Genomic DNA, 23097 nt, shown 5'->3' on the forward strand with positions numbered 1-23097 from the left:
CTGGTCCAGTGAAAGGGGATTGGTCATCAGTCGGAAGCTTGCTGTCGTCGTCACGGGAGCCACAGGCCAACAAGGCGGCGCTGTCGCGAAGAACCTGCTGGAGCGCGGCCACGAGGTTCGCGCCGTCACGCGCAATACCGACTCCGCGAAGGCAAGGAAGCTCGCAAACGCTGGCGCCACACTCTTCCGCGCCTCACTCGAAGCCACGGCCACGCTCACCAAGGCGCTCGAAGGAGCGACCTCTCTCTTCGTGATGACGACGCCATTCGAAGGAGGTCCGCAAGCCGAGACGCGGCAGGGCAACTCCGCCGCGGACGCATCCAAGGCCGCAGGCGTACACCTCGTCTTCAACTCGGTCGGCTCTGCCAATCGACAGACGGGCGTCCCGCACTTCGACAGCAAGTACGAGGTCGAAAAGCACATCGCCGAGATCGGCGTGCGTGCCACGGTCCTGACAGCGTACACGTCCCTGCGCGCCGTGCTTGCCGAGCACACTACCTTCGACCCGAAGGTGGGTGCGGCCCTCACCCTCGCGGCTGCGGCCGGGGTCGGCAACGCCTACATGACCCGTATCGCCAGTCGGCTCGCCCAGATGAATGGCTGGACCGAAGAGCAGGTCGGTGCCTTAAAAACGGGCACCTCGACAAACGACGTCAAAATCGATGTGCTCGCCGGCCTGGCCAGGGAAGCGGCTGCCAATTCGGGAAACGTCGCCGACGTCACCTGGAAGGCCGCTCAATTCGCCGGCTGGAGCGATGAGCAACTAGCCGACGTGTTTGCTTACGTGGGGGCGACGGTATTTACGGGGTACTTCCTCAATTACGCACAAACGGATTTGGATGTCTAAGTGCGTCAAGGGGTCTGCGGAAGGTCATTCCTTCAACCGCGGTCGATGACATCGTTGAGAGATCCAACAGAGTAGCGACATGGTGAGGCCACTCATTCGCATAGGGGGTAGGTCCAGACGTCTGCCCGACGAGCGGTCGTGCGGTCTCCGTCGAGCCGCAGCGATCGCACCTTCGGGCGACAAAATGACAGCGACCATCCGCTTAGCTCGACTTCTGTGCGCTCTGAGGCGAATAGAAAAGGCCGATCAGGAGCAACAAAGAGGCTGGCAAGAGCATGCCGGCAACGCCAACCGTGACTTGCGCAAACGCGCCGGCGGCGCACCCTAGCACAAAGCCAAGCACCAGGATGATCGACGTCAATGATTGCCCCCACTCTTCCGGCTTCTCGGTGTAGCCGATGAGGCGACGAGCAGCGGCGGTGGCGAGCCCGGCGATGTTGCCTGTCATCAGCGAGAACGGCGGGCCGAGCCTGGTGTCGAGACGCTCGATGGCCGTCAACATCCCCATCGCGACGACGGCGAGAAGTGCACAGGCGGATACCGGCCCGGCATCGAAGATTGCAAGAAGAGCGGACATCGCGAACGCGGCTGCGGCGACCATGAGCGTCCAGAACGTCGCGCGTTCGAGAGGCTTGATCGAGGTGACCATGATCGCCGCCAAACCCGCGCCCACCATGAAGAGAGGGAATGACATGATCTGAAGACCACGCAAACCACCTTTTTCGTGACCGACCAGCCCCAGCCCGAGGAGCACGACATTGCCGGTGACCAGTCCAACGAAAAGGCCGCCCAAATGAATGAAGAAGAGCGCGTCCGCGAATCCGGAGACGAATGCCAGTACCAGTGAATTGCTTTTCCCGCGAAGTATATTCAGCATTGTCTGCGGTGACCCCTATTGGTTGAGACTGATTCCGGCCCTTCTTGCAAAGCGGGCGCAGCAAGCGATCCACGCTTGTCCTCCGACGACGGCCGGGTGAGGCGATTTAACGACGCTATTCAGGTGCTGCGTGCTTTCTCCTTAATACCGGTCCGGTGCTCCAACGTGTGCTCGAAAGTGAAATCGAACCCTGTGGTCAGGGCCTCCACCTCCCTGGTGCGTCTCGACGACAAACCAGGGAGGCGACCGGTGATGATTATTTTGCGGGGTTCGGGCCAATCCGCTTGCCGTGGGTGACGCGTTCAGCGGCCTTGTGGACCATGGTGTAGGCATAATCGATGCCCATTCCGTAGGCGCCGGAATGCTCCTTCACCAGTGTGGTAACCGCGTCATAGGTTTCCTTCCGCGCCCAGTCGCGCTGCCACTCAAGGAGGACCTGCTGCCAGGTCACCGGAATGACGCCGGCTTGAACCATGCGGTCCATTGCGTATTTGTGTGCGTCNGCGTCATAGGTTTCCTTCCGCGCCCAGTCGCGCTGCCACTCAAGGAGGACCTGCTGCCAGGTCACCGGAATGACGCCGGCTTGAACCATGCGGTCCATTGCGTATTTGTGTGCGTCGGCCGAAGTGCCGCCGGAAGCRTCGGCAACCATGTAGATTTCGTAGTCCGGAACATCGCGGAGAGCCGAGAGTGCGAAGGTCGTGTTGCAGACTTCGGTCCACAGACCTGACACGACAATCTTCTTGCGGCCGTTCGCAGCATTCTTCGCCAGCGCATCGCGGACGTTCTGATCGTCCCAGGAGTTCATCGAAGTGCGCTCGAGGATGTCGTTTTCCGGGAAGACGGCGAGCAGTTCGGGATAGGTGTGGCCGGAGAAGGATTCGGTCTCGACGGTGGTGATCGTCGTCGGAATATCGAAGACCTTNCAGGTCATGGGCGCTCTGCCCCTATCGAAGTGCGCTCGAGGATGTCGTTTTCCGGGAAGACGGCGAGCAGTTCGGGATAGGTGTGGCCGGAGAAGGATTCGGTCTCGACGGTGGTGATCGTCGTCGGAATATCGAAGACCTTGGCGGCCTTGGCGAGGCCCACGACATTGTTCTTCAGCACCTGGCGGTCGATCGACTGCACGCCGAAAGCCATCTGCGGCTGCTGGTCGATGAAGATGAGCTGGCTGTTTTGCGGGGTCAGGACTTCGAGTTTGCTGGACATGGGTTATCTCCTCTTTGAGTTGGTGGGAAGCAGGGCGTCTGCCGCCGCCTTCGCCGGTTTCTGCGGTAAACTTGTTTGGTGAGAATAGGTGTAGTCCCGTTGATTGCGTCGAGTAATTGCAATAAAAATTGCGAATGAATTGCGTTTTTGGAAATAATCAGGATGAACGACTAGAAGGCCCTGCGCATCTTCCTGCTTGCCGCCGAAAAACGAAATTTTGCCCAGGTAGCGCGGGAGCTCAACTTGGCGCCCGCCGCGATCACACGGGCCATTTCCACTCTGGAAGACGATCTCGGCATCCAGCTTTTCGTGCGCACGACGCGGCAGGTGTCGCTGACGACGGACGGGGCGATCTTCGCCGCACAGGTCCAGCCCGCCATGCCGGCGCTCGAAACGGCGCGCAATGACGTGATCGACGCCCACAAGGCGGATCAGGGGCGGCTTCGCATCAGCGCGCCGACCTGGTTTGGCAACAGTATGTGCCTGCCTTCGTGGCGACGCTGCAGTAAGCCACGCAAACTCATGGGCAGCCAACCCTCCTTCTCTGGCGGTCATCATCTTAACGTGGGGCGAGTGCCACCACCCTCATCGGATCTGCTGCCATTCGAAGCTGCGAACGCGGTCGAGGATATCCCCTTGTAATAGGCGCCACGCTTCGGCGTCGGATGGTTCACAACGACCTTCGCCCAAGAGGGGCGGGCCTTGCCCGTTGCTGGGGCACGGTCATCGCCGAGAGCGACAGATGAACAGATCAAGATTGAGACTGCCGCTATTGCGGCAGGTCCGGCCATGTTTTTCATTCTTTGATCCTTTGCGGGAGTTTAACTAACGATGCCGTGCGTTCCTCTGTCGCTGAACGGCCCTGCAGGCGCAGCCGAGCGCGCCGAAGAAGCCCTTGAGATCGGCGATCGGCAGGCGTGATGTCCAGGCGCCGGCGCCTTCCGGACCGCCCCAGGCGGCATAGCCACCGAAGGTCCTGACCGGTGACCAGTCGGGCATGACGGCGGCGTGACTGTCAGGATCATCGGCTTCTCCCCGAGTAATTGCCGGTTGCGGAAGTGGTTCCCCGATATTGCTTCTATCCCGCTGCAGGTTCTTGTCCGGAATGTCTGCTTTTTGAAGATTCTCCCGTTTACCCGCAACGAAGGGAAACTCGGCGGACGGCAGGGATACATCGTTCACATAACGGTGATTGCGCTCAACGCTGATGGCGCTGCCGGCGTTCCGGCGTGGTGCCGACCACACGCGAGAAGGCGCGCGTGAAGTGGCTTTGGTCGGCAAAGCCACACGCCATTGCAATCTCGGCGATTGGCAGCGGTGAGGAGACGAGCAGGTCGCGAGCCTTATCGCGCGCGTTGGCCGGGCACGGTGCCAAGCCTTCGCGATCGGATCTCCGTATGATGGAGATTGTGGATGCGCCGACGATCGATCGGCGAATGGCGTTCGGCTCCTGGGTGCTTTCCGGGGCGGCCTCCCTATCGTACGACTCCCAACTAACAGGCGAACGAAAGACTGGCCAAGTTCTTCGTTCAAGCAATTGGACTAATGGAGGCACCCCCGCCGCCAGACCGAAGGCGTAACGCCCGTTTCGCCGACAAATGCCTTTGCGAAATGTTCAAGGCTGCCGAATCCGCACGCGCAGGCAATGTCCTCCAGCGAGAGGGTATGATTGGCGAGGTACGCCTTGGCCCTGTCGATCCGTGTGGCGATTGGCAACAGCGGGGTGCCGAGATCTTCCCGCAGGAACACCCTTGCCGCCTTTCCACCGCTCGCCTCAATCGGCTCGCCATACCGGTGCAGGAGGTGGGCGCAGATAGCGACTGCTACAGGCCCCAGGGGCGCCGGTGAAGGCGCTTTTCCGCTACCGGCGAAAAATGCCAGCAGCGCCGTACCGAGATTGCAGAGCACCGAATCCGGTTCGCCACGACGGCACACCAGGCGGCGTGGTCCGGTGTCCGGCGATAGCTCCGCCGTCTCGCCGAACAGGGCCTTGGGTAGCACGAAGGCCAGCGAGCGCAGTCGACTGTTGAGGCGAATGGCCGCCCCGTCCCCGAGATCGACGATGCAGATCGTGCCACGCCCAAAGCGGCGAACCGGAGCGCAGGAGCCGTCTGACCGGATGTCTGCGTGTTCGGCGTCCTCTAGATAGAGCATGAGAAAGTAGGACTCGCAGGCCGGAAGTCGAACGTCGTTTGCGTCACCCGCCCAAAGCTCCCGGCAAATGCTGGTCACGGAAAAGCTCGCGGCGCGGATTGGTACGGTGGTCAGGCACGGGGCTTCAGGCGTCCCGAAGCAGACGCCCACGCATGCCATGTCTTTACTATATAAGCTCAAACGACAATCTCTTCGCGACTTCTATGGAACGAACCTACCGAAACAAGGCCGGATCTATTCCTAGACTTTATTCCAGCCTGTGTTCGCGTGCAACGTGAACGCGAATCGGATTCGCATTCTGCGGGTTTCACACGAGCGCTCCCAAATGCGGCTTTCAAGCTCGGCGACAGTCGGCGCAACCGTGCTGCCGTAGCGGATCGCATACGTACTCCTATTCCTCGTGCTCGGCCGTGGGTCGAGAGTCGGGCGTACCTCAATCTGCCATGAAGTGACTGCTCGCTGGTGGCGCAACGTGGCGGATCGCGCTACGTGGTGGACTTGTCCATGCTGTCGCCACGGACTTGGATCGGGCCCTTCTGAGCTGAGGTGCCCAGCACCGCGTGGAGTGCCGGGTCGTTCTGGCGCAGGCGTTCGTCGATCCATCGGATGGCCCAATCGTGGGCCCCGGCAAACAATTCGGAATGCCGGCTCCAATCCATGAAGCTCACCGCGCTCGAACCCGGCGGACAAACCAAGACATCCTCTGGGCCAATGGCAATGTCCTGCGGCCGGTGTGCCAGCATGCTCGCAGCAATCACCTGAATCATGCTGGGCACCTTTGGCAAGCTGGCGCGACCGAAAGGGTTTAGCCAGGCGAGCGCCAACTCGGAAGCTCCGGGGATGCGGTCATAGTCGATGTGGTATTTCTGTGGACCACCTGACTCCAAGCTCGCGACGACATTGGGCCCGGTCTTGAGTTCCTTCATCTGTTCGAGCGGCAGATTGTTCATGATCGCGCCATCCACGAGCATATCGCCGTCACCCGTAAAGAATGGCGGCAGGACACCGGGGATCGAGCCTGACGCGCGAACCGCCTGCCAGAGCTTTCCGCGGCGATGAACATGAGGCTGACGAGTGCTGAGATTGGTCGAAAGCGCAAAGAACGGAAGCCACAGATCCTCAATCAGAACGTCGCCGTACTCGGCCTGAAGGGCCTGATCGAACACCTTGTGATCCAGGAGAGCGAAATGCGGCAGGGTGGGACGGCGAAACGCTCTGCCCTTGATGAATATGTTGTGCGTGCCTTGGTCTATCTCATCGGCATTCAGCCCTCTGGCGAAACCGGCCATCATTGCCGCTCCGGAACTTGTCCCACCGAGATAGTCGAAGCAAGCGCCCGCCTCGACGAAGGCCTTGCAAACACCAAGATGCGTACAGCCGAGGGACCCGCCCCCCGCCGCTACGAAGCCCCTTGCCTTGCCGGAAAAGAATCGAACCAGGCGTTGGATGTCAGACCCGTCCCCCAGTGCAACATGGTGATGATGGCCAACATGAGGACGCTCGTTTAGCCATTTCGCCGTACCAGAAACCGTTGCCGAGCGTTTGTCGTGAATGAGGATGAGCCGCGCGGTCGAGGGTGAATGAACCGATAGCGCCAATTCCTCGGACCGGTTCAGGCGGGGCGAGCAGGACGCGTCGGCGAGCAGCAGGACGCTATCCGCCTGGCGAATGCAGACCCGTGTCCATTCACTGGGCTCTTCATCGGCGACATAGACGATGATCTCGGTCTTGGCCTCGAGTTCGTTCAACCAGTTGAGAACCGACTGATCGTCGATCGGACGACCGGCGAACCGCGCTTCAATGTCAGGCCGGGCAAGGAACTCAGCGCGCATTCCCGCCGCGAACGCCGCTCGCAGGTGACGGATGAAAACTGGTGAAATGCGACTTCCGCCAGCTGGAATGATCGCAAGCGTTCGGATCTTGGCAGGTTCCTTTGGGCGCGACGAATTCGGAGACTGCATGGCGAACCGGCGCGCGAGAAACGTGGTGACCGCCTGCCGCAGGCTTGGCAAAGCTTTGGCCGCCTTCTCGAACTGGCTGCCGCGGATTTCAAGGACGATCGAATCGCGGGCAGCCAGCACGGTCGCCATGCGGGGCAGCCCTGCAAAAAAACCGACCTCACCGACGAGCTCGCCCTGGCCGATCTCGGCGACCGCGCCAGCATAGTCTTCCTTGTGCACCGTAAAGCGGCCCGATAGCACGATAAAGAACCGATCCGATGGCTCACCTTCGCGAACCAGAGCCTCCCCACGTCGCAATATCCGCCTGTCGGATTCGGCAGCCAAAGCCTCGAGTGCCGCCAAAGACGCCCGATCGAACATCAATGTCGCCGACAATAATCTCGCCGCAAGGGACTCGACGGAAGACACTTGCACCACTCCTCGAGACGCGATCGCTCCCACCAACAATAATGCGTTTCGCTCAAATGCGCTTCAAGGCGCAGTGGCTCAAAAAAAGCGATGCCACCCCTGTGGCAGCCAAGTTTGTAATCCGCCCTACCGCAAAGCAGACGGGTCGATCGTGGATGTCAGCCTCGTGATTGATGGACGAATGACGTCGTCGGCCGAGGGGAGACTGCTGGCAATGTGATGAAGATGCCGATCGTGGAGTTGCACACAATCGGCGCAAGAAGCCGCCGCTACAGTCGTGCTTGCCGTCGCGAAGGGCACGATGACCAAGGCCATCAGAACGCTTACCATGCGGCCGGGGCTGCCCTCGTCCGAGAGCACTTAATTCAAGGCATCACGGATGGCATGTATCGCACTTAGTGCCGTCCGCGTCCGATCCGTGCTGAGGAACTGTGGCCAACTTGAGAGGATCACAGCGGCGAAGTCGCCTTCCGGGTCGATATAGATCAACTGACCGAACACGCCGCGTGCCATATAGGCGCGTCTTTTCTGGTCCTCGATCCAAAACTGGTTATGATAACTGCCGCGCGGTAAGGTCTGGCAATAGTTGTCTCCAAGTGGGTACGATTTTCCGTGGCGAGTTTCTTCGATCCATCTTGAGGGAACAACCTGCCGACCACCAATGTTGCCTTGCCCGAGGTGCAACAATGCGAAGCGTCCGTAGTCACGCAGCGTGGCATTGAAACCGCCGTCACCAAGCGCATAGCCTGCGGGATCCACAGTGAAATAGGCATCTTCCTCAGCCCCCATACGCGACCACAATTCGCGGCTTACGAGCTCAGATAGCATCAGACCGCTTACCCGCTGAAGAACGAAGGCGAGTGCGTCTGTTTCGATAGAGCGATAGCGGAACGAAGCCCCGTGCGGGCATTCGGCCTCCTTTAGCGTGAGGATCAATTCCCAAACGTTCTTCGGCCAGTCTGGCTGATGTCCGTCTTTCCAACCGCTTGCGACATCCAACTGCGCCATGTGGGAATCGTGGGCAGTGTAGGTTTCGTCGAATACCACGCCACTGGTCATATCCAGCACATGCTGAACGGTAGCACCCCGGTACGCTGTGGTTTCGAGTTCGGGGAGATACTGGGTGAGTGGAGCGGCCGGATCGATTTCACCGCGTTCGATAAGAATGCCTGCCACGGTGCCGACAATGGATTTGGCCACCGATTGCGAGAGGTGCGGCGTCCTGGCGGTCATGCCGCTGAGATATCTCTCCGCGACCACTTTCCCGCGGTGCAGAACGAGAAACGCGTCGGTATACTGCGCTTGCATGAAGTTAGCGACCGTCCGGCGGGTCCCGTCCAGCTCGAACTCAACGCGATCAATATCCTGATGCGCACTGAGCATTTCCGTTGGTCCACCCTGACCTCGCCAGACCTGTGCTGTGGGCACGATCGAACGCACGTTCTGGAAGGTCCAGCGATTCCACGGCGCGCGATCCCACTCCGCCCGCGGGACAAGGGGTGCGCCGGGTTTGTTGGGATCACGGAAGGTTAGCGTAGAGCTCGATGTCATCAGTACTTCTTTCGCATTTCCTTGATAATACTAGTCTTTTCGCCTTAGGTACGATCCGCCGACGAACTCGCCGAACAACTGACCCATCTCGCTCATTGTCGCAAAATTGCGCTTCGCCTTGGGGCCGAGCTTCACCGCCACAGAGTCGATCATGAGGTTGAGGATCACTCCAAGGCTCGCCGTCGAGTCCCAGAAGGTTTTCACGTGTGTGTGCCCCTCAAAGACAAGCGGCGTGTAGGTGAAGCCCCAATGACTGTAGCGGTCGGTCACAATGATGAGTGGAATTCCGAATGCCTTGAGCTTGTCAGCCAACTTGATCCCTCGGGCGGCATAGGCCGCAGTATCAACCAGTACAACCACGCTCTGTTTGGGGTCGCTTGAGAGGACTTCGCCAAAGGTGCCTGTAGCGTTGTCGGCGAAGAGAACGTTTGGGCGCGCCCATAGCAGACGGCTCGAGAAATCCATCGCCAAACCTTTGGACGCCTGGAATCCGACGACATAGACGTGGCGGGTCTTGGCAAGAAGCGTTGCGGCCTCATCCCATTGTTCAGTCGCAGTCAGCCCATACGCCTTCACGATCGCGTCCAGCTCGAGTTTCAAGCTCTCTTGGAGTTCCTGTTGTCGGCTGTTGCGGACCTGGAAACGCGCCATGTAGTCATCGACTTCTCCGTCTCTCTCTACAACAGAGCTGCGCATCCGGTTCTTCAGATCGCGAAGATTTTCAAAGCCAAGAGATCGTACGAAACGCGTCACCGTCATCTCGCTCACGCCTACTGCGCGCGCGATGGTGCTGCCCGTCTCAAAGGGCAACAATTGAACATTATCGAGCATGTAGACAGCGAGGCTCTGCTCCGAGGGAGAGAATTCGTTCATGCGCGCGCGGAGGATCGCTTCAATGTCGATCTTCTCCGCACCAGCCTCGTTCGAGCTTTCGTCATTGGCAAATGTCACTGTCATCACTCCCGCATGCTACCTGCAAAGACAGGGGGAAATCCTTGCCCCCATATGCCGTTGTTACGATCCAGACCTTCTTCGAGCTGGCGTCCGACAGCAAGCAGCAAGTCCTCGCGCCCGAACCGGGCCACCAGCTGGCTGCCGATAGGGATTCCGCCTGAGGATGTTCCCGTCGGAAGCGAGATTGCTGGCTGACCAGTGCCATTGAAAAGAGCTGTAAACGTTTCCTTCGGTTCGAGGTCGGCGAAGACATCGTCCGCATCGATTTCCGGCCGCGCGGGGTCAAATGTCCCCACGATCTCCGGCAGAATGGCGCTGGTCGGCGTCAAGAGGAGATCGTATTGATTGAAGAAGCGGCCGATTTGGCGCGTCACATCGTCATAAGTGGCAAGCGCACCGATCAGTTCCGCGCCGCTAAGCGTCGTTCCGTAGCGATGCAAGGCCAGGACAGTGGTGCCAACAGTTTCAGGGCCGAGCTTCCTTTGCATGTGTTCTGCAATTTTCGACAATCCCGAAGCGCTATCGGCTGCCCAGATGATTTTCTGTGCATGGAGAAACGCGGCGTAGTCGAATTCTGGCCGCGCTTCCACGACGTGATGACCAAGGGCAGCTAACAGTCCCGCCGTCATTCTTACAGCGTTCACGACTTCGGGATCACATTGGAACCCCGACCAGGAGTCTGTGCAGAGTGCGATGCGCAAGCCCTTCGGCGGACGCTGAATTGTCTCGCTATAGCTGCTGGTCGGCCTGCAAATCTCGTATCCATCCCCAGCGTCAGGGCCATTGGATAGATCCAGCAGGAGGGCCGTGTCGCGAATTGATCTTGTCAACATGAATGCCGTGGCGAGTCCCAGAAGCGGAGCGTTGGCGCGTGGAGATCCGGTAATGCGCCCGCGTGAGGGTTTGAGCCCGATCAGTCCACAGAAGGAGGCGGGATTGCGGATCGATCCGCCACCGTCGCTGCCCTGCGCGAATGGCACAATGCCCGCTGCAACTGCCGCGGCCGCACCGCCGCTTGACCCCGCGACGCCGCGCTTGGGATCCCATGGATTAGAGGTGTTGCCGTAGAGCAGCGTTTCTGTCGTTGCGGCCACGCCGAACTCCGAGCTGGTCGTACGGCCGACATTGACCAGGCCCGCGTTTCTAAGTCGTTCCCAATAAACGGCGTCCTGCGTCGCCCGGTTTCCCTCAGCAAGCCGACTGCCGAACTCGGCAGGGCGCCCCGCCTCGACCGGAAAGTCCTTTGTCAGTGTCGGGATCCCGTAGAACGGGCCCGGGCCCGGCTTCTCCGGAAGGCAATCCAAGGCGTCGGAGTACAGTTCTATGACGGCATTGATCTTTGAGTTCACTGCCGCCACCGAGCTCGTAATGCACCGCCCCAAATCTCTCGGGCTTACGTCACCCTTTGCCAAGAGTTGCGCAAGGCCGACGCCATCGTAGGTGACGTACTCATCGAGGCGCATGGCACATTCCTTGTCTTGCATGGGGCTTTAGGTGGGTGACTGAACCGACAAGCTCGCGGGTGTAGCTATCTTGTGGCTTGTTCAGGACCTGTTGTGTCGGGCCGCTCTCAACGATCCTGCCTCCCTTAAAGACATAGACCCGTTGGCAAATGCTGTTGACGACGCCGAGATCGTGGGAAATGTAGAGCAATGCGAGTTGCCGCTCGCGCTGAAGTCTGCCCAGGAGTTCCAGGATTTGTGCCTGTGTTGTCACGTCCAAAGCGGACGTGATTTCGTCTGCGATCAACAATTCTGGCTCTAGCGAGAGTGCCCTGGCCAAGCCGACACGCTGGCATTGGCCGCCAGATAGCTGTCGGGGGCGACGCTCTCGCAACGCCCTCGGCAGCTCGACCATCTCCAGAAGGTCGTCTGCGCGCATTAGAGCCGAGCGTCGGTCTGACAGGCCGTGCCTCCATATCGGCTCGGCGACGGCGTCCCGGACACTCATTCGGGGGTTGAGGGAGTCGTACGGATTCTGGAAAACCATTTGCACGCGCCGTTGGAAACGCATGAGCTCCGCGCCGCTCAACTCATGCACATCGCTGCCATCGAAACTGATCGCGCCATTGCTCGGCTTGTTCTGCCGTACAATCGCCCGCGCGAGCGTGCTCTTGCCCGATCCGCTTTCGCCGACGATGCCCACCGTTTCTCCGGCGCTGACCTGAAGATCGACTTCGTTCAGGGCAAGGAATGGGATTCGTTTGGATGCCGAACCGGTTAGGAGATTGCCTCGCGGCACGAACGACACGGAAAGCTTGTCAACGCTGATCAGGGGGATGGACCGCGATGCAGGCGCTGGATCACCGGTGTTGCTCCAGCCGTTTGGCTGCGACGCGATCAGGAGCTGTGTGTAGCTGCTTTTGGGGCGGTTAATGATCTCCTCAGTCGGGCCCTGTTCAACAATTTCTCCGTTGCGCATGACGATCACGCGCGAGCAGGTGCTGGCGATTGCGGCCAGATCATGAGAAATCAGGATGATCGACAAGCCGCGATTTCGGTTCAGATCGCGCAGAAGCTTAAGGATGCGCGCCTGGACAGTAACGTCTAGTGCTGTGGTCGGCTCGTCGGCGATCAGTAGCTTCGGTCCACAGCCGATTGCAGCGGCGATCATGGCCCGCTGTTTCATTCCGCCGGAGAATTCGTGCGGATAAGAACGCGATCGCGCGTGCGCATCTTGGATGCCAACATCCTCAAGCAGTTGGATTGTCCGCCGCTCTCCTTCGCGCTTCGATATTCCCAGATGCCGCACCATCGGTGCTGCGACTTGCTTGCCGATGCGACGGAGCGGGTCGAGATGTGAAGCGGGGTTCTGGAAGATCATACCGAGTTCGCGGCCGCGGATCGAGCACCAGTCAGGCTCGCCAAGTTCGAGGAGGCTTCGCCCCTCCAACCGGACAGCGCCCATTGTTGTTGCTGTTCTGGGAAGAATGCCCATGAGCGCGCGGCACGTGAGGGACTTCCCAGACCCGCTTTCCCCGACGATGCCGAGGATTTCGCCAGCATTGACACTAAACGACACTCCTTTCACAGTCTCGAGGGATCCGAAGGAGATCGACAGGTTTTCAACCTCCATCAATGGTGAGAGCTTGCTTGCCATGCTCATGCGGCCACCTCTCGACGCTGCCATTGACCGAGACCGTCTCCGAGAAAGGCGAAGCCCAGTCCGAGTGAAATTGCCGCGAGACCTGGGAAGAGGCAGATCCACCATGCTTGCTGGATGAACGCCTGTCCGTCGGCAATGATGACGCCCCATTCTGCGAGCGGCGGCTGAGCGCCCATGCCGAGATAGCCAAAGCTCGCCCCGGCCAGCATGACAAGTACGGCGTCGCTCACGGCATAGGCAATGACTGGCCCGATTGCGTTCGGCAGAACGTGTTGGAAAAGGACCGCTCGTCTCGGGTAGCCGAGGCATTCGGCGGCGCGGACGAATTCGCTTTCGCGAACCGTCAGGACTTCAGCTCTGACAAGACGCGCGTAGCTGACCCAGCCGACGATCGTCAGTGCGATGATAAAATTGACGAGGCCCGGTCCGATCACGCCGACGATAGCCAGAACCAAGACAAAAAATGGAAAGGCGACCGTAAGGTCATAGACCCGCATGAAGACGCTATCGACCATGCCTCCGAAGTAACCGCTGAAGAGCCCGACGATGGTGCCGATTACAAGCGGAGGCAGGACGCCGATGACACAAAGAAACAGGTCCACGCGCGCTGCGTAAATGACACGGGAGAAAACGTCGCGACCTACCTGATCGGTTCCAAACCAATGATCTGCACTGGGCGCTGTCAGCATACTGGCGATGTCGATCGTGTCCGGGTCGTATGGCGCGATCAGGGGAGCGGCCAAGGCGATGAACAACCAGCCGCCAAGAATGGCGATCGCCAGCACCATCATCGGTGAGAGCTGCGTTGTGAATGCAACGATCCCTGATAAAGCAGGTGATTTCAACATTGTGGTACCTCAGAGCCGGATTCGGGGATCGATCAAAGCCGAAACAAGATCGACGGCTAGCGTTATGAATACGGTGGAGAAGGCAAAAACGAGCGTGAGCCCTTGCACCACATAGTAGTCACGGCCGAGGAGTGCGCCGACCATCAGCGAGCCGAGGCCAGGTATAGCGTAGACCGTTTCAACGATGATGGCTCCGCCGATCATGAAGGCGACCATAACGCCCAGAAGGTTGAGCGTCGGAAGAACGGCGTTGGGCAGGATGGTTTTCCAGAAGATCTCCCGCTCGCTTGCACCTTGAGCACGCGCCGCGGTTACGAAGTCGGCCGTGGTCTTTTCGATCAGCGCAGCGCGGAGACTCTGGGTCAGCACCGGAACAAGCCAGATCGCCGTCGACATCGCAGGCAGAAACAAATGGTGCAGATGCTCGGCAAAGGTCTCGCCGTAGCCTGAAACAGGAAACCATCCCAACGAAACACCGAAGAAGCGCGACATCATGATACCCAGCCAGAAAACCGGAATGGTGAGGCCGATGATGCCGATGATCCGAATGGTCTGGTCGGCGGCACCTCCTGGTTCGCGGGCGCTGGCGATCGCCAACGCAATTGTTGGCGGAACGGCCAGTGTCACGACGTAACCCGTAAGGAACAAGGTTGGCCACATGAACTGCAAAATGAGTTCGCTTACCGGCCGCTGGAATCGCAATGATTGACCGATGTCACCTCCAAGTAGATTGATGGTGTAGGTCAGGTACTGCCGCCAGAGTGGCTGATCCAAACCATAGTGCGAACGAATGGCCGCGATCGTTTCGGGGCTCGCACGGTCGCCTGCAAGGAGACGGGCGGGATCGCCGGGCGCGAGGTGCAGCAGCAGGAAGGTGACGATGCTGATCCCGACCATCACGGCAAGCAACTGCAGCATGCGCCGCGATATGAGTGACAGAAAGTTCAATCTGGTTCCTCCGGTGAGAGGGAAGGGCAGCACACCAAAGCGCCGCCGCCCCGCCTGATCTCATCTACTTGGCGACCGTCGTATCTTCGAGGGTCCACTGGAGGGAGGGGGTAAGCTTGATGCCTTCGAGGTTCTTCGAGTAGGCGACCGCGTTCGGCGCATAGAACAGAGGAATCTGAGACACCTCTTCGGTCGTGATCCTCTGGATCTCCTTATAGATCTCCGCTCGCTTCTGGAGATCGGTCTCCATGGTGCCCTGCGCAACCAACTCGTCGACCTTCGGGTTGGCGTAGAAGGTGTTGTAGGAGTTGGAGCCGCAAGTGCCGCAGACTGCCCAGCGAACAGCCAGATCGGGATCGGGCGTCTCGTTATACCACCAGTTTGCCGCCGCATCGTAGTCGCCCTTGGCGGTTGCATCCCACCAAGCGCCGGAGTCAACGTTTACAATGACTGGCTTCAGTCCGATGGCCTGCCACTGTGCCTGCAACAGCAACGCCATCTGCTGCTCGGTCGCGCCCGATGTGGCGAGGATCTTCACCTCGTGTCCGGACATTCCAGACTCAATCAGTAACTGCTTTGCCTTCGCAGAATCAAAGGGGATGCCAGGGTTGTCCTTGTCGTGGAAATCGATACTGCCTGGCAGGGTCGTGTTGGCGGGTTCTGCGTAACCCCGCGTGATCGCTTTTGCCATTGCTTTGTTGTCAATCGCATAGGCTGCGGCCTGCCTTGCCTTCATGTTTGAAAACGGCTCGCGCTTGTGGTTCATCAACGTCATATAGATCGTGGTCGAAGGTTCGAGCCGCATATCAATGCTGTCCGTTGCCTTCAGGTCATCAATCTGCGCCCACGGTACTGCGCGCACCACTTCAGCCTCGCCGGCCTTCAACATCGCCGCTCGCGTCTCAGGAGAGGCAACTTCTTTCAGTTCGACGATCGCGTCCGATTTTGGATAGCCGCTGCGCCAATAGTGCTCATTGGGTTGCAGCACGAGCTTATCATTCGGCTTCCATTCCTTGACGGCGTACGGGCCCGATGTCACTGGCGCGCTGCTGAAAGCCTTCTCCGCGCCCTGAGCCTCGACGTCAGCCTTGGAAACAATCCCCATGTTCCAAATTTCGAGATTGCCCAGGAATGGTGCGAACGCAGACTTCAGTCTAATCACCACCGTCTTGGGGTCAAATGCCGTGATGGTCACCACTGCACCGAGCGGGGCGGGATAGGCTGACTGCTTGTCATCGTGGATGCGCGACAGACTGAACACGACGTCATCGGCCGTGATGGTTGTGCCATTCGAGAACTTTGCGTCCCGCAAGCGAAATGTATAAGTGCGGCCATCCTCCGAAATATCCCAGCTTTCAGCCAGTCCTGCTTCAAGTTCGCCGTTTGCGGTGTTGCGCTGCACAAGGCGCGCATAGAGTTGGCCGTATGTCTCGATGTTGCCCGCCGCGGCAGAGCGCAACGGGTCGAGCGTCGTGGTCTTGTACGGGGATACGATCCTGATGAGTTCGGAAGCCGACGCCGGATGAACGGCCAAGACCGAAGCGCCTAGATATAAAGTTGCCGCAACGAGCGGTAGTCTTGTTGCTGTTCCCATTTCCGCGCCTCCCAGCGTCGATTGTTTTTGGTGGTAGTCGGGCTTGTTCGGGTGAGAGTATGTTAGTAATCCAACATTGGTCAATATGAACGATAAAAAAATATCAAATCTTGCGATGAACAGGCATTCAGTAGACTGAACGAGAGCGCGTGTTGGGACCGTTCCACCGCCCAAAGCCGCTGAGCAAAGGCTGTTACGGCGCGCGCGCATGGGTCGCGGGGAGTGATCGGCTGTTAGCCCAGGCGCCTGTCTTGTTGGCATGAAACCTACGCGAAATCCCGCGTGAATGATTGTCGAATGCGGCCACATGTCGTTTTGGCTTGCGCAGGTGACTTTAGTGAAGCTAAAGTTTTTCCTCAAATCAGGACAAAGCGGAAAGACGATATGAGCTTCGACGAACGGGTGACGCGGCAGAAGGGCGACGGGCAGTTCCTCATTTCTCCACAATTTCCGCCCGCCGTTTCACTTGGCCGCGCGCTTCGGCAAAGGCGCAAGGAGATCGGCAAGACGATGCGACAGGTCGCGTTTGAGGTTGGGCTCAGCGAGGGCTTCATCAGCCAGATCGAGCGCGGTCTTTCGACGCCGTCGCTGATTTCGCTCTACAACCTTGCCTCTGCCCTCGGCGCCAGCGTGGAGGCCTTTCTGCAGCAGGTACCACATCCCACCTATTCCATGGTCTCGCATGCCAGCGAACGGCACGGTTACAGCATCGAGGCGGAGGAGCGGGTATATCAACTGTTGCAGCGCGGCTTTCCCGATGCTCGGCTCAACAGCTGCATCACGCACATGCCACCCGGCTATGTCTCCGAGTTGACGCGTCACGAAGGTGAGGATTTCCTGTATCTGATCGAGGGCGAGATGCTCTACGAGATCGGTGACAGGCAATACCGACTGACGGCGGGGGACACGCTGCACTTTCCCGCCTCGCTGCCGCATCGCGCCTGCAATGTCGGTCCCGGCGAGGCGAGGGAACTATGGGTCGGAACGACGCGGATCATACCGGAGCGGTGACTGGCCCTTACTGCATGTTTCCTGAAATCCTGTTCGATTTAAAAACATGCGGCAATTCAAAGTGCTACAGCGACCTTTGCGCCTCTAATAAGACGCGCGGCGCTGTAGGTGGTCGTTTCGAGATTGTTTCAGACGAAATTCTCACGAAGGCGATTGACAACCGACCATCATAAACTTTAGCGTGACTAAAGTACCGGAGCGGGAGGTGGAGGTCGCCCGATCTGGTGAACGCCGCCTTGCCGGTTCATGCCTCGTGACAGGGCCAGCCCGCAAGGTGGGACGATCAAGGCCCGTGCAGCTGCGCGGGAATGCAATTCCAGAACAATAACACGGGAGCAGACGGCACCAGGTGAAATCCTGGCCGGCTGAAGGAGGAAACATGCGCGTACAAAGACTGGTAAGCGGAGCGATGGTGGCGCTGGCGCTGGCGACGACTCATGCGCTGGCCGAAACGCCGAAGAACACGCTCGTCGTGGCCGACACCATCGACGACATCATCACGCTCGATCCTGGTGAAGTATCGGAACTCGGCGGCGTTCTCGCCGCGAACCAGATTTATCAGCCGCTGGTGAGCGTCGCGCCCGACGATTCCAGCAAGATCATCGGCGTGCTCGCCGAAACGTGGACGGCCTCGCCCGACGGCAAGACCTATACGTTCAAGATGCGCCCGGGGCTGAAGTTCGCCTCCGGCAATCCGGTGACGGCGAAGGATGCGGAATATTCGCTGCGCCGCGTGGTCCAGATGAAGTCGCGCTCAGCTTTCATCCTTACCCAGTTCGGCTTCACGCCGGAAAACGCCAACGAACGCATCAAGGCGACCGACGACATGACGCTGGTCATCGAGATCGGCGACACCTATGCACCCTCGTTCCTCTACTACTGCCTGTCTTCCTATGTGGGCGGCATCGTCGATTCCAAGCTTGTGCAGGAGCACGAGGTCAGCGGCGACTTCGGCAATGCATGGCTGAAGGCCGAAAATTCCGCCGGCTCTGGCCCCTATGTGCTGACGCGCTGGGAGCCGAAGCAATCGATCCTACTGACCCGCAACCCGAACTATGCCGGCGAAACCGGTGGGCTGGAGCGCATCTTCCTCCAGCACATTCCGGAAAGCGCGGCCCAGCGCCTGCTGCTCGAAAAGGGTGACATCGACATCGCCAACAAGCTCGGCCCCGATGATTTCGGCGCGCTGGAGGACAATGCGGATGTCGGCTTCGTCGACGGCCGTTCGGGCACGATCTACTACATGGGCCTGAATGTGCGGAACGAGTATCTGGCCAAACCCAAGGTCGTCGAGGCACTGAAGTATCTCGTCGACTATCAGGGTATCGTCGACACGATCTCACGCGGCACGATGGAGGTGCACCAGACGCTGGTGCCGAAGGGATTCCTCGGTGCGATCGACTACAACCCCTACAAGCCGGACATCGAGAAGGCCAAGAAGCTGCTCGGCGAGGCCGGCGTTTCCGGCGAGTTCACGCTGGATTCCGTCGTCTGGAACACGCCGCCCTACACGGACTTCGCACAGGCCATCCAGGCGACCATGGCGCAGGCCGGCGTCAAGCTCAATCTGGAGGTGGTCGATGGCCAGCAATGGCTGGAGCGCTACCGCTCGGCAAGCCTCGACATCTGGTTCGGCCTATGGGGACCTGACTATCCCGACCCGCATTCCAACGCCAAGGCTTTCGCCGTCAACAAGAAGGACGCGCCGGATGGCTCCACCGGTCTCGCCGACCGTTTCGGCTGGGATGCCGGAAAACTGTCGCAAGATGCGATGGCGGCTGTTCGCGAGCAGGATACGGAGAAGCGGCAGGCCATGTATCAGGTCATGCAGAAGGCCCATACCGACACTTCGCCCTTCCTCTACATGTTCCAGCAAGTCCGCAAGGTCGGGGTGCGCAGCTCGGTCAAGGGCCTCGTCCTGGGGCAGACCTTTTCCGACGACCGCTACTGGAACGTGAGCAAGTAAACGTCCGAACAGGACTCGGCCGCGAATGGGATTCGGTCCCGGTTCGCGGCCGAGCGTCGATCGCAAACAATCAAACCGGAGTGGGTCGTGCCGGCAGTTCTCTTCAACCGGGTTCTCGGCTTCACCGGCCGGATACTCTTCCTGTTCGTGACCGTGGGCATCACCCTGCTCGGCCTCGTGGCGCTCACCTTCTGCATCGGCCGCATGGTGCCGATCGATCCGGTCCTCTCGGTGGTCGGCCAGAAGGCGAGCGAGGAAGTCTACCAGCGCGTCTTCCTCGAAATGGGGCTGGACAAGCCCCTCTGGCAGCAATTCCTTGTCTATGCCAGCAAGCTCGCGCAAGGCGATTTCGGTACGTCGTTCGTCACCAATCGGCCCGTGCTGTCTGACCTTGCCGGCTTCTTCCCGGCAACGCTGGAGCTGGCGACGCTCGGTTTGCTGATCGGCACGCTGGTCGGCGTACCCGTGGGGGTCGCCGCCGCCTACTGGCATGACCGATGGCCGGACTATCTCATACGCTTCGTCGGCCTTATCGGCTATTCCGTGCCGATCTTCTGGCTCGGGCTGGTCGCCCTCTTCGTCTTCTATTCCAGGCTCGACTGGGTGTCGGGACCAGGGCAGATCGACATCTTCTTCCAGGGGATCGTCAAGCCGGTTACGGGCTCGTTGCTGATCGACTCGCTGATTGCCGGCGAATGGGAGGTCTTCGCCAATGCGTGGAGCCATATCGTGCTGCCGGCCGTGCTGCTCGGCTATTACAGCCTCGCTTATATCTCGCGCATGACGCGTTCCATGATGCTCGACCAGTTATCGCGGGAATATGTGCTGACGGCCCGTCTCAAGGGGGCGACGGAGTATCGGACCGTCATGCTCCATGCGCTGCGCAATGCCGCGATCCCGCTCGTGACGGTCATCGCGCTCTCCTATGGCGGCCTTCTCGAGGGTTCGGTGCTCGTCGAGACGGTCTTCGCCTGGCCGGGCATCGGCAACTACATCGCCTCGTCGCTCTTCCGGGCTGATGTCAACGCCGTTCTCGGCGGCACGGTGCTTGTCGGCACCGTCTTCATCCTGCTCAACATGATCTCGGACGTGCTGTACCAGATGCTCGATCCGCGCTCCAACCTTCGTCGCCGGTAGGAGGCCACCATGACCGCAACGAACCTCGCCCTTGCCGACAGCCGGCGCCAACTGCGGCGGGCCCGCGTCGGCGAATTCTGGCAGTTCGCCCGTCGCTTTGCGGGCAATCCGCTCGGCATGCTCGGCCTCGCCATCCTCGGTGTGCTGGTGCTGAGCGCCGTCTTCGCTCCGCTCCTCGCCTCGCACGATCCCTACCTGCCCGATCTCGTGCGGCGTCTCTCGCCGCCAAGCGGCGAGAACTGGCTCGGCACGGACGAGCTGGGGCGCGACATCTTCTCCCGCGTCCTTTTTGGTGCGCGCCTGACCCTTCTGATCGTCGGGCTGGTCGTCGCCACATCGGTCCCCATCGGCCTCGTCATCGGCGCGGTGGCGGGAACGTCCGGCGGCTGGGTCGATGCGGTCTTCATGCGCATAACCGATGTGTTCCTGGCGGTTCCCAAGCTGCTGTTGGCGCTCGCCTTCGTCGCCGCGCTCGGCCCCGGCATCGTCAATGCGGCGCTCGCGATCACGCTCACCGCCTGGCCGCCCTATGCGCGGCTGGCGCGGGCGGAAGCGCTCGTCGTGCGCGACAGTGATTATGTCAATGCCGTGCGGCTTGCCGGAGGGTCCGAATTCCGCATCGTCTTCTGCCACGTCATTCCCATGTGCCTTTCGTCGGTCATCGTACGCATGACTCTGGACATGGCCGGCATCATCCTGACGGCGGCGGGGCTCGGCTTCATCGGTCTTGGCGCGCAGCCGCCGCTACCGGAATGGGGCGCGATGATCTCGACCGGTCGCAAGTTCATCTTCGACCAGTGGTGGGTGGCGACAATGCCCGGCTTTGCGATCTTCGTCGTCAGCCTCGGGTTCAATCTTCTGGGGGACGCCATGCGCGACCTGCTTGATCCACACCTCAGGAGGCGCGCATGAGCGAGACACTTGTGAACGTAGAAAACCTGCGCGTCGGTTTTGTCGGCGAGGGTGGGGGGATCATCGAAGCGGTCAAGGGCGTGTCATTCAGTGTCGGCCGGGAGAAGCTCGGCATCGTCGGCGAAAGCGGTTCCGGTAAGAGCCTTTCCAGTCGGGCGTTGATGGGCGTGCTACCCGGCCATGCGCGGGTGTCGGCCGAGGCCATGTCCTTTGCCGGCATCGATCTCCTGGCGGCCACGCCGCGGCTGCGCCGTCACTTGCGCGGCAGTCGCATGGGAATGATCCTGCAGGACCCGAAATTCTCGCTCAATCCGGTCATGCGCGTCGGCAAGCAGATCGCGGAAGCCATCCGGCTCGGCGATCGTTCGCTGCCCCGCGCGGCGATACGCAGGAAGGTGCTGGAGGTGCTGGAAGCCGTGCACATCCGTGCGCCGGAGCGGGTGTTCGATCTCTACCCGCACGAGCTTTCCGGCGGCATGGGCCAACGCGTGATGATCGCGATGATGGTGGTGCGCGAACCGGAGCTGCTGATCGCCGACGAGCCCACGTCCGCCCTCGATGTGACGGTGCAGGCCCAGGTGCTGGAGATCATGGAGGAGCTTGTCCAACGCCGCGGGATGGGGTTGATCTTCATCAGTCACGACCTCAACCTCGTCTCGCGCTTCTGCGACCGGGTGCTGGTCATGTATGCCGGTCAGGTCGTCGAAACATTGGATGCGCGACGGATGCACGAAGCGAAGCATCCTTATACGCGGGGGCTTATCGCCTGCCTGCCGGCCATCGACGGGCCGCTGACGCCGTTGCCAACCCTGGAGCGGGACGCAAGCTGGAACGAGGTGCGTGCATGATCCGGATCGACAATCTCAGCGTCCATTTCGGCAGCGCGGTGGCCGTCCAAGACCTCAGCCTGTCGGTGGCAGCCGGCGAGAGCTTCGGCCTCGTCGGCGAAAGCGGATCGGGCAAGTCGACCGTGCTGCGCACCCTCATGGGCCTTACGCCCCGCTGGACCGGCGATATCCGCATAGGGGGCATCGACCCGCGCAAGGGGCGACGGCGAGATCTGGTGCACGTGGCGCAGATGGTGTTCCAGGATCCCTACGCCTCACTCCATCCCCGCTACACAATCGGCCGGGCGATCGCCGAGCCGATGTGGATCAACCGCATGTCGGACGTCGACGCCCGCACAGTCGAGCTCCTGGAAATGATCGGCCTGACGGCTGCGCACCGTTTCCGCTTCCCGCACGAGCTGTCCGGCGGCCAGCGGCAGCGCGTGGCGATCGCCCGCGCTCTGTCGCTCTCCCCCCGCTTGCTCCTGCTCGACGAACCGACCTCGGCGCTCGACGTTTCGGTCCAGGCCGAAATCCTCAACCTCCTGAACCGGCTCCGCCGGGAGCTGAACCTGACTTTCGTGATCGTCAGCCACGACCTTGCGGTCATCTCCTACATGTGCGACCGGCTGATGGTGATGCAGAACGCCCGCCCGGTCGAAACGCTGACCCGCGCGCAATTGCGCTCCGGCGATATGCAGCACGACTATACCCGAACCCTGTTCCGGGCGAGCCACCACAGGGCGCAAGGTGCGCTAGCCAACGAATGAGGAGGCGAGCTCCTTGGG

General features: G+C 60.3%; 19 protein-coding genes and 4 pseudogenes. 8 read left to right on the top strand and 15 right to left on the bottom strand.

Features of this window, described 5'->3' with window-relative positions:
* Positions 1-19 precede the first annotated feature (19 nt).
* Positions 20-847, top strand: coding sequence for an NmrA family NAD(P)-binding protein (locus ASD03_RS23910; protein ID WP_057216924.1), 828 nt, complete (start codon positions 20-22; stop codon positions 845-847).
* A 202-nt stretch (positions 848-1049) separates the two neighbouring features.
* Here ASD03_RS23910 and ASD03_RS23915 read toward each other — a convergent pair whose 3' ends face one another.
* From ASD03_RS23915 to ASD03_RS23925, 4 genes and pseudogenes are all read right to left on the bottom strand, one after another.
* Positions 1050-1724, bottom strand: a complete 675-nt coding sequence (locus tag ASD03_RS23915) for a YoaK family protein (RefSeq protein ID WP_057216925.1) — start codon at positions 1722-1724, stop codon at positions 1050-1052.
* Between the two features lie 256 nt (positions 1725-1980).
* A pseudogene (locus ASD03_RS37200) lies at positions 1981-2226 on the bottom strand (hydrolase); the annotation flags it as partial.
* 1 nt (position 2227) lies between these two features.
* A pseudogene (locus ASD03_RS37205) lies at positions 2228-2649 on the bottom strand (isochorismatase family protein); the annotation flags it as partial.
* A 23-nt stretch (positions 2650-2672) separates the two neighbouring features.
* Positions 2673-2933, bottom strand: a pseudogene (locus tag ASD03_RS23925) (hydrolase); the annotation flags it as partial.
* A 180-nt stretch (positions 2934-3113) separates the two neighbouring features.
* On the opposite strand from ASD03_RS23925, the pseudogene ASD03_RS23930 reads away from it, so the two are divergent.
* Positions 3114-3404, top strand: a pseudogene (locus ASD03_RS23930) (LysR family transcriptional regulator); the annotation flags it as partial.
* A gap of 354 nt (positions 3405-3758) precedes the next feature.
* Here the strand turns inward: ASD03_RS23930 and ASD03_RS39755 are convergent.
* The 11 genes from ASD03_RS39755 to ASD03_RS23975 form a co-directional block, all read right to left on the bottom strand.
* A complete protein-coding gene (locus ASD03_RS39755) occupies positions 3759-4115 on the bottom strand; it encodes a hypothetical protein (RefSeq protein ID WP_162250534.1) in 357 nt (118 codons plus the stop codon).
* A gap of 16 nt (positions 4116-4131) precedes the next feature.
* The gene (locus tag ASD03_RS41350; RefSeq protein ID WP_348523280.1) at positions 4132-4488 is read right to left on the bottom strand and encodes a helix-turn-helix domain-containing protein; all 357 of its coding nucleotides are present in this window, start codon (positions 4486-4488) and stop codon (positions 4132-4134) included.
* Positions 4476-5087: a helix-turn-helix domain-containing protein gene (locus ASD03_RS23935; RefSeq protein WP_244494264.1), complete on the bottom strand. Its 612-nt coding sequence runs from the start codon at positions 5085-5087 to the stop codon at positions 4476-4478. Before ASD03_RS23935 ends, ASD03_RS41350 begins: the two co-directional genes overlap by 13 nt.
* A gap of 485 nt (positions 5088-5572) precedes the next feature.
* Entirely contained in the window at positions 5573-7456 is a 1884-nt protein-coding gene (locus ASD03_RS23940) for a patatin-like phospholipase family protein (protein ID WP_156408058.1), read from the bottom strand.
* A 360-nt stretch (positions 7457-7816) separates the two neighbouring features.
* Positions 7817-9007, bottom strand: a complete 1191-nt coding sequence (locus ASD03_RS23945; RefSeq protein WP_057216928.1) for a serine hydrolase — start codon at positions 9005-9007, stop codon at positions 7817-7819.
* 30 nt (positions 9008-9037) lie between these two features.
* Entirely contained in the window at positions 9038-9958 is a 921-nt protein-coding gene (locus ASD03_RS23950; protein ID WP_239637612.1) for a MurR/RpiR family transcriptional regulator, read from the bottom strand.
* 5 nt (positions 9959-9963) lie between these two features.
* Positions 9964-11424 carry an amidase gene (locus ASD03_RS23955; protein WP_057207156.1) on the bottom strand — a complete coding sequence of 487 codons (1461 nt, stop codon included), beginning with the start codon at positions 11422-11424 and terminating at the stop codon, positions 9964-9966.
* Positions 11411-13066: an ABC transporter ATP-binding protein gene (locus tag ASD03_RS23960; protein WP_107026992.1), complete on the bottom strand. Its 1656-nt coding sequence runs from the start codon at positions 13064-13066 to the stop codon at positions 11411-11413. Before ASD03_RS23960 ends, ASD03_RS23955 begins: the two co-directional genes overlap by 14 nt.
* Complete coding sequence (locus tag ASD03_RS23965) at positions 13063-13914, bottom strand: ABC transporter permease (protein ID WP_082555597.1); 852 nt, start codon at positions 13912-13914, stop codon at positions 13063-13065. Before ASD03_RS23965 ends, ASD03_RS23960 begins: the two co-directional genes overlap by 4 nt.
* 9 nt (positions 13915-13923) lie before the next feature.
* A complete protein-coding gene (locus ASD03_RS23970) occupies positions 13924-14862 on the bottom strand; it encodes an ABC transporter permease (protein ID WP_107026990.1) in 939 nt (312 codons plus the stop codon).
* Positions 14863-14926: 64 nt separating this feature from the next.
* Positions 14927-16456 (bottom strand): ABC transporter substrate-binding protein, encoded by a 1530-nt coding sequence (locus ASD03_RS23975; RefSeq protein WP_057216933.1) that lies wholly within the window; start codon positions 16454-16456, stop codon positions 14927-14929.
* A 384-nt stretch (positions 16457-16840) separates the two neighbouring features.
* On the opposite strand from ASD03_RS23975, the gene ASD03_RS23980 reads away from it, so the two are divergent.
* The 6 genes from ASD03_RS23980 to ASD03_RS24005 all read left to right on the top strand — a co-directional run bounded on the left by ASD03_RS23980 (position 16841) and on the right by ASD03_RS24005 (position 23079).
* Complete coding sequence (locus tag ASD03_RS23980) at positions 16841-17467, top strand: cupin domain-containing protein (RefSeq protein WP_057216935.1); 627 nt, start codon at positions 16841-16843, stop codon at positions 17465-17467.
* A 379-nt stretch (positions 17468-17846) separates the two neighbouring features.
* Entirely contained in the window at positions 17847-19433 is a 1587-nt protein-coding gene (locus ASD03_RS23985; RefSeq protein ID WP_057216937.1) for an ABC transporter substrate-binding protein, read from the top strand.
* 87 nt (positions 19434-19520) lie between these two features.
* Positions 19521-20570: an ABC transporter permease gene (locus ASD03_RS23990; RefSeq protein WP_057216939.1), complete on the top strand. Its 1050-nt coding sequence runs from the start codon at positions 19521-19523 to the stop codon at positions 20568-20570.
* A gap of 9 nt (positions 20571-20579) precedes the next feature.
* Positions 20580-21482 carry an ABC transporter permease gene (locus ASD03_RS23995; RefSeq protein ID WP_057207161.1) on the top strand — a complete coding sequence of 301 codons (903 nt, stop codon included), beginning with the start codon at positions 20580-20582 and terminating at the stop codon, positions 21480-21482.
* On the top strand, positions 21479-22330 hold the full coding sequence (locus ASD03_RS24000) for an ABC transporter ATP-binding protein (RefSeq protein ID WP_057216941.1): 852 nt from the start codon (positions 21479-21481) through the stop codon (positions 22328-22330). Before ASD03_RS23995 ends, ASD03_RS24000 begins: the two co-directional genes overlap by 4 nt.
* The gene (locus ASD03_RS24005) at positions 22327-23079 is read left to right on the top strand and encodes an ABC transporter ATP-binding protein (RefSeq protein ID WP_057207163.1); all 753 of its coding nucleotides are present in this window, start codon (positions 22327-22329) and stop codon (positions 23077-23079) included. The genes ASD03_RS24000 and ASD03_RS24005 overlap by 4 nt, the downstream gene beginning before the upstream one ends.
* The last annotated feature ends 18 nt before the right edge of the window (positions 23080-23097 follow it).

Source organism: Ensifer sp. Root127 (assembly GCF_001425225.1).
GTDB lineage: Bacteria > Pseudomonadota > Alphaproteobacteria > Rhizobiales > Rhizobiaceae > Ensifer > Ensifer canadensis.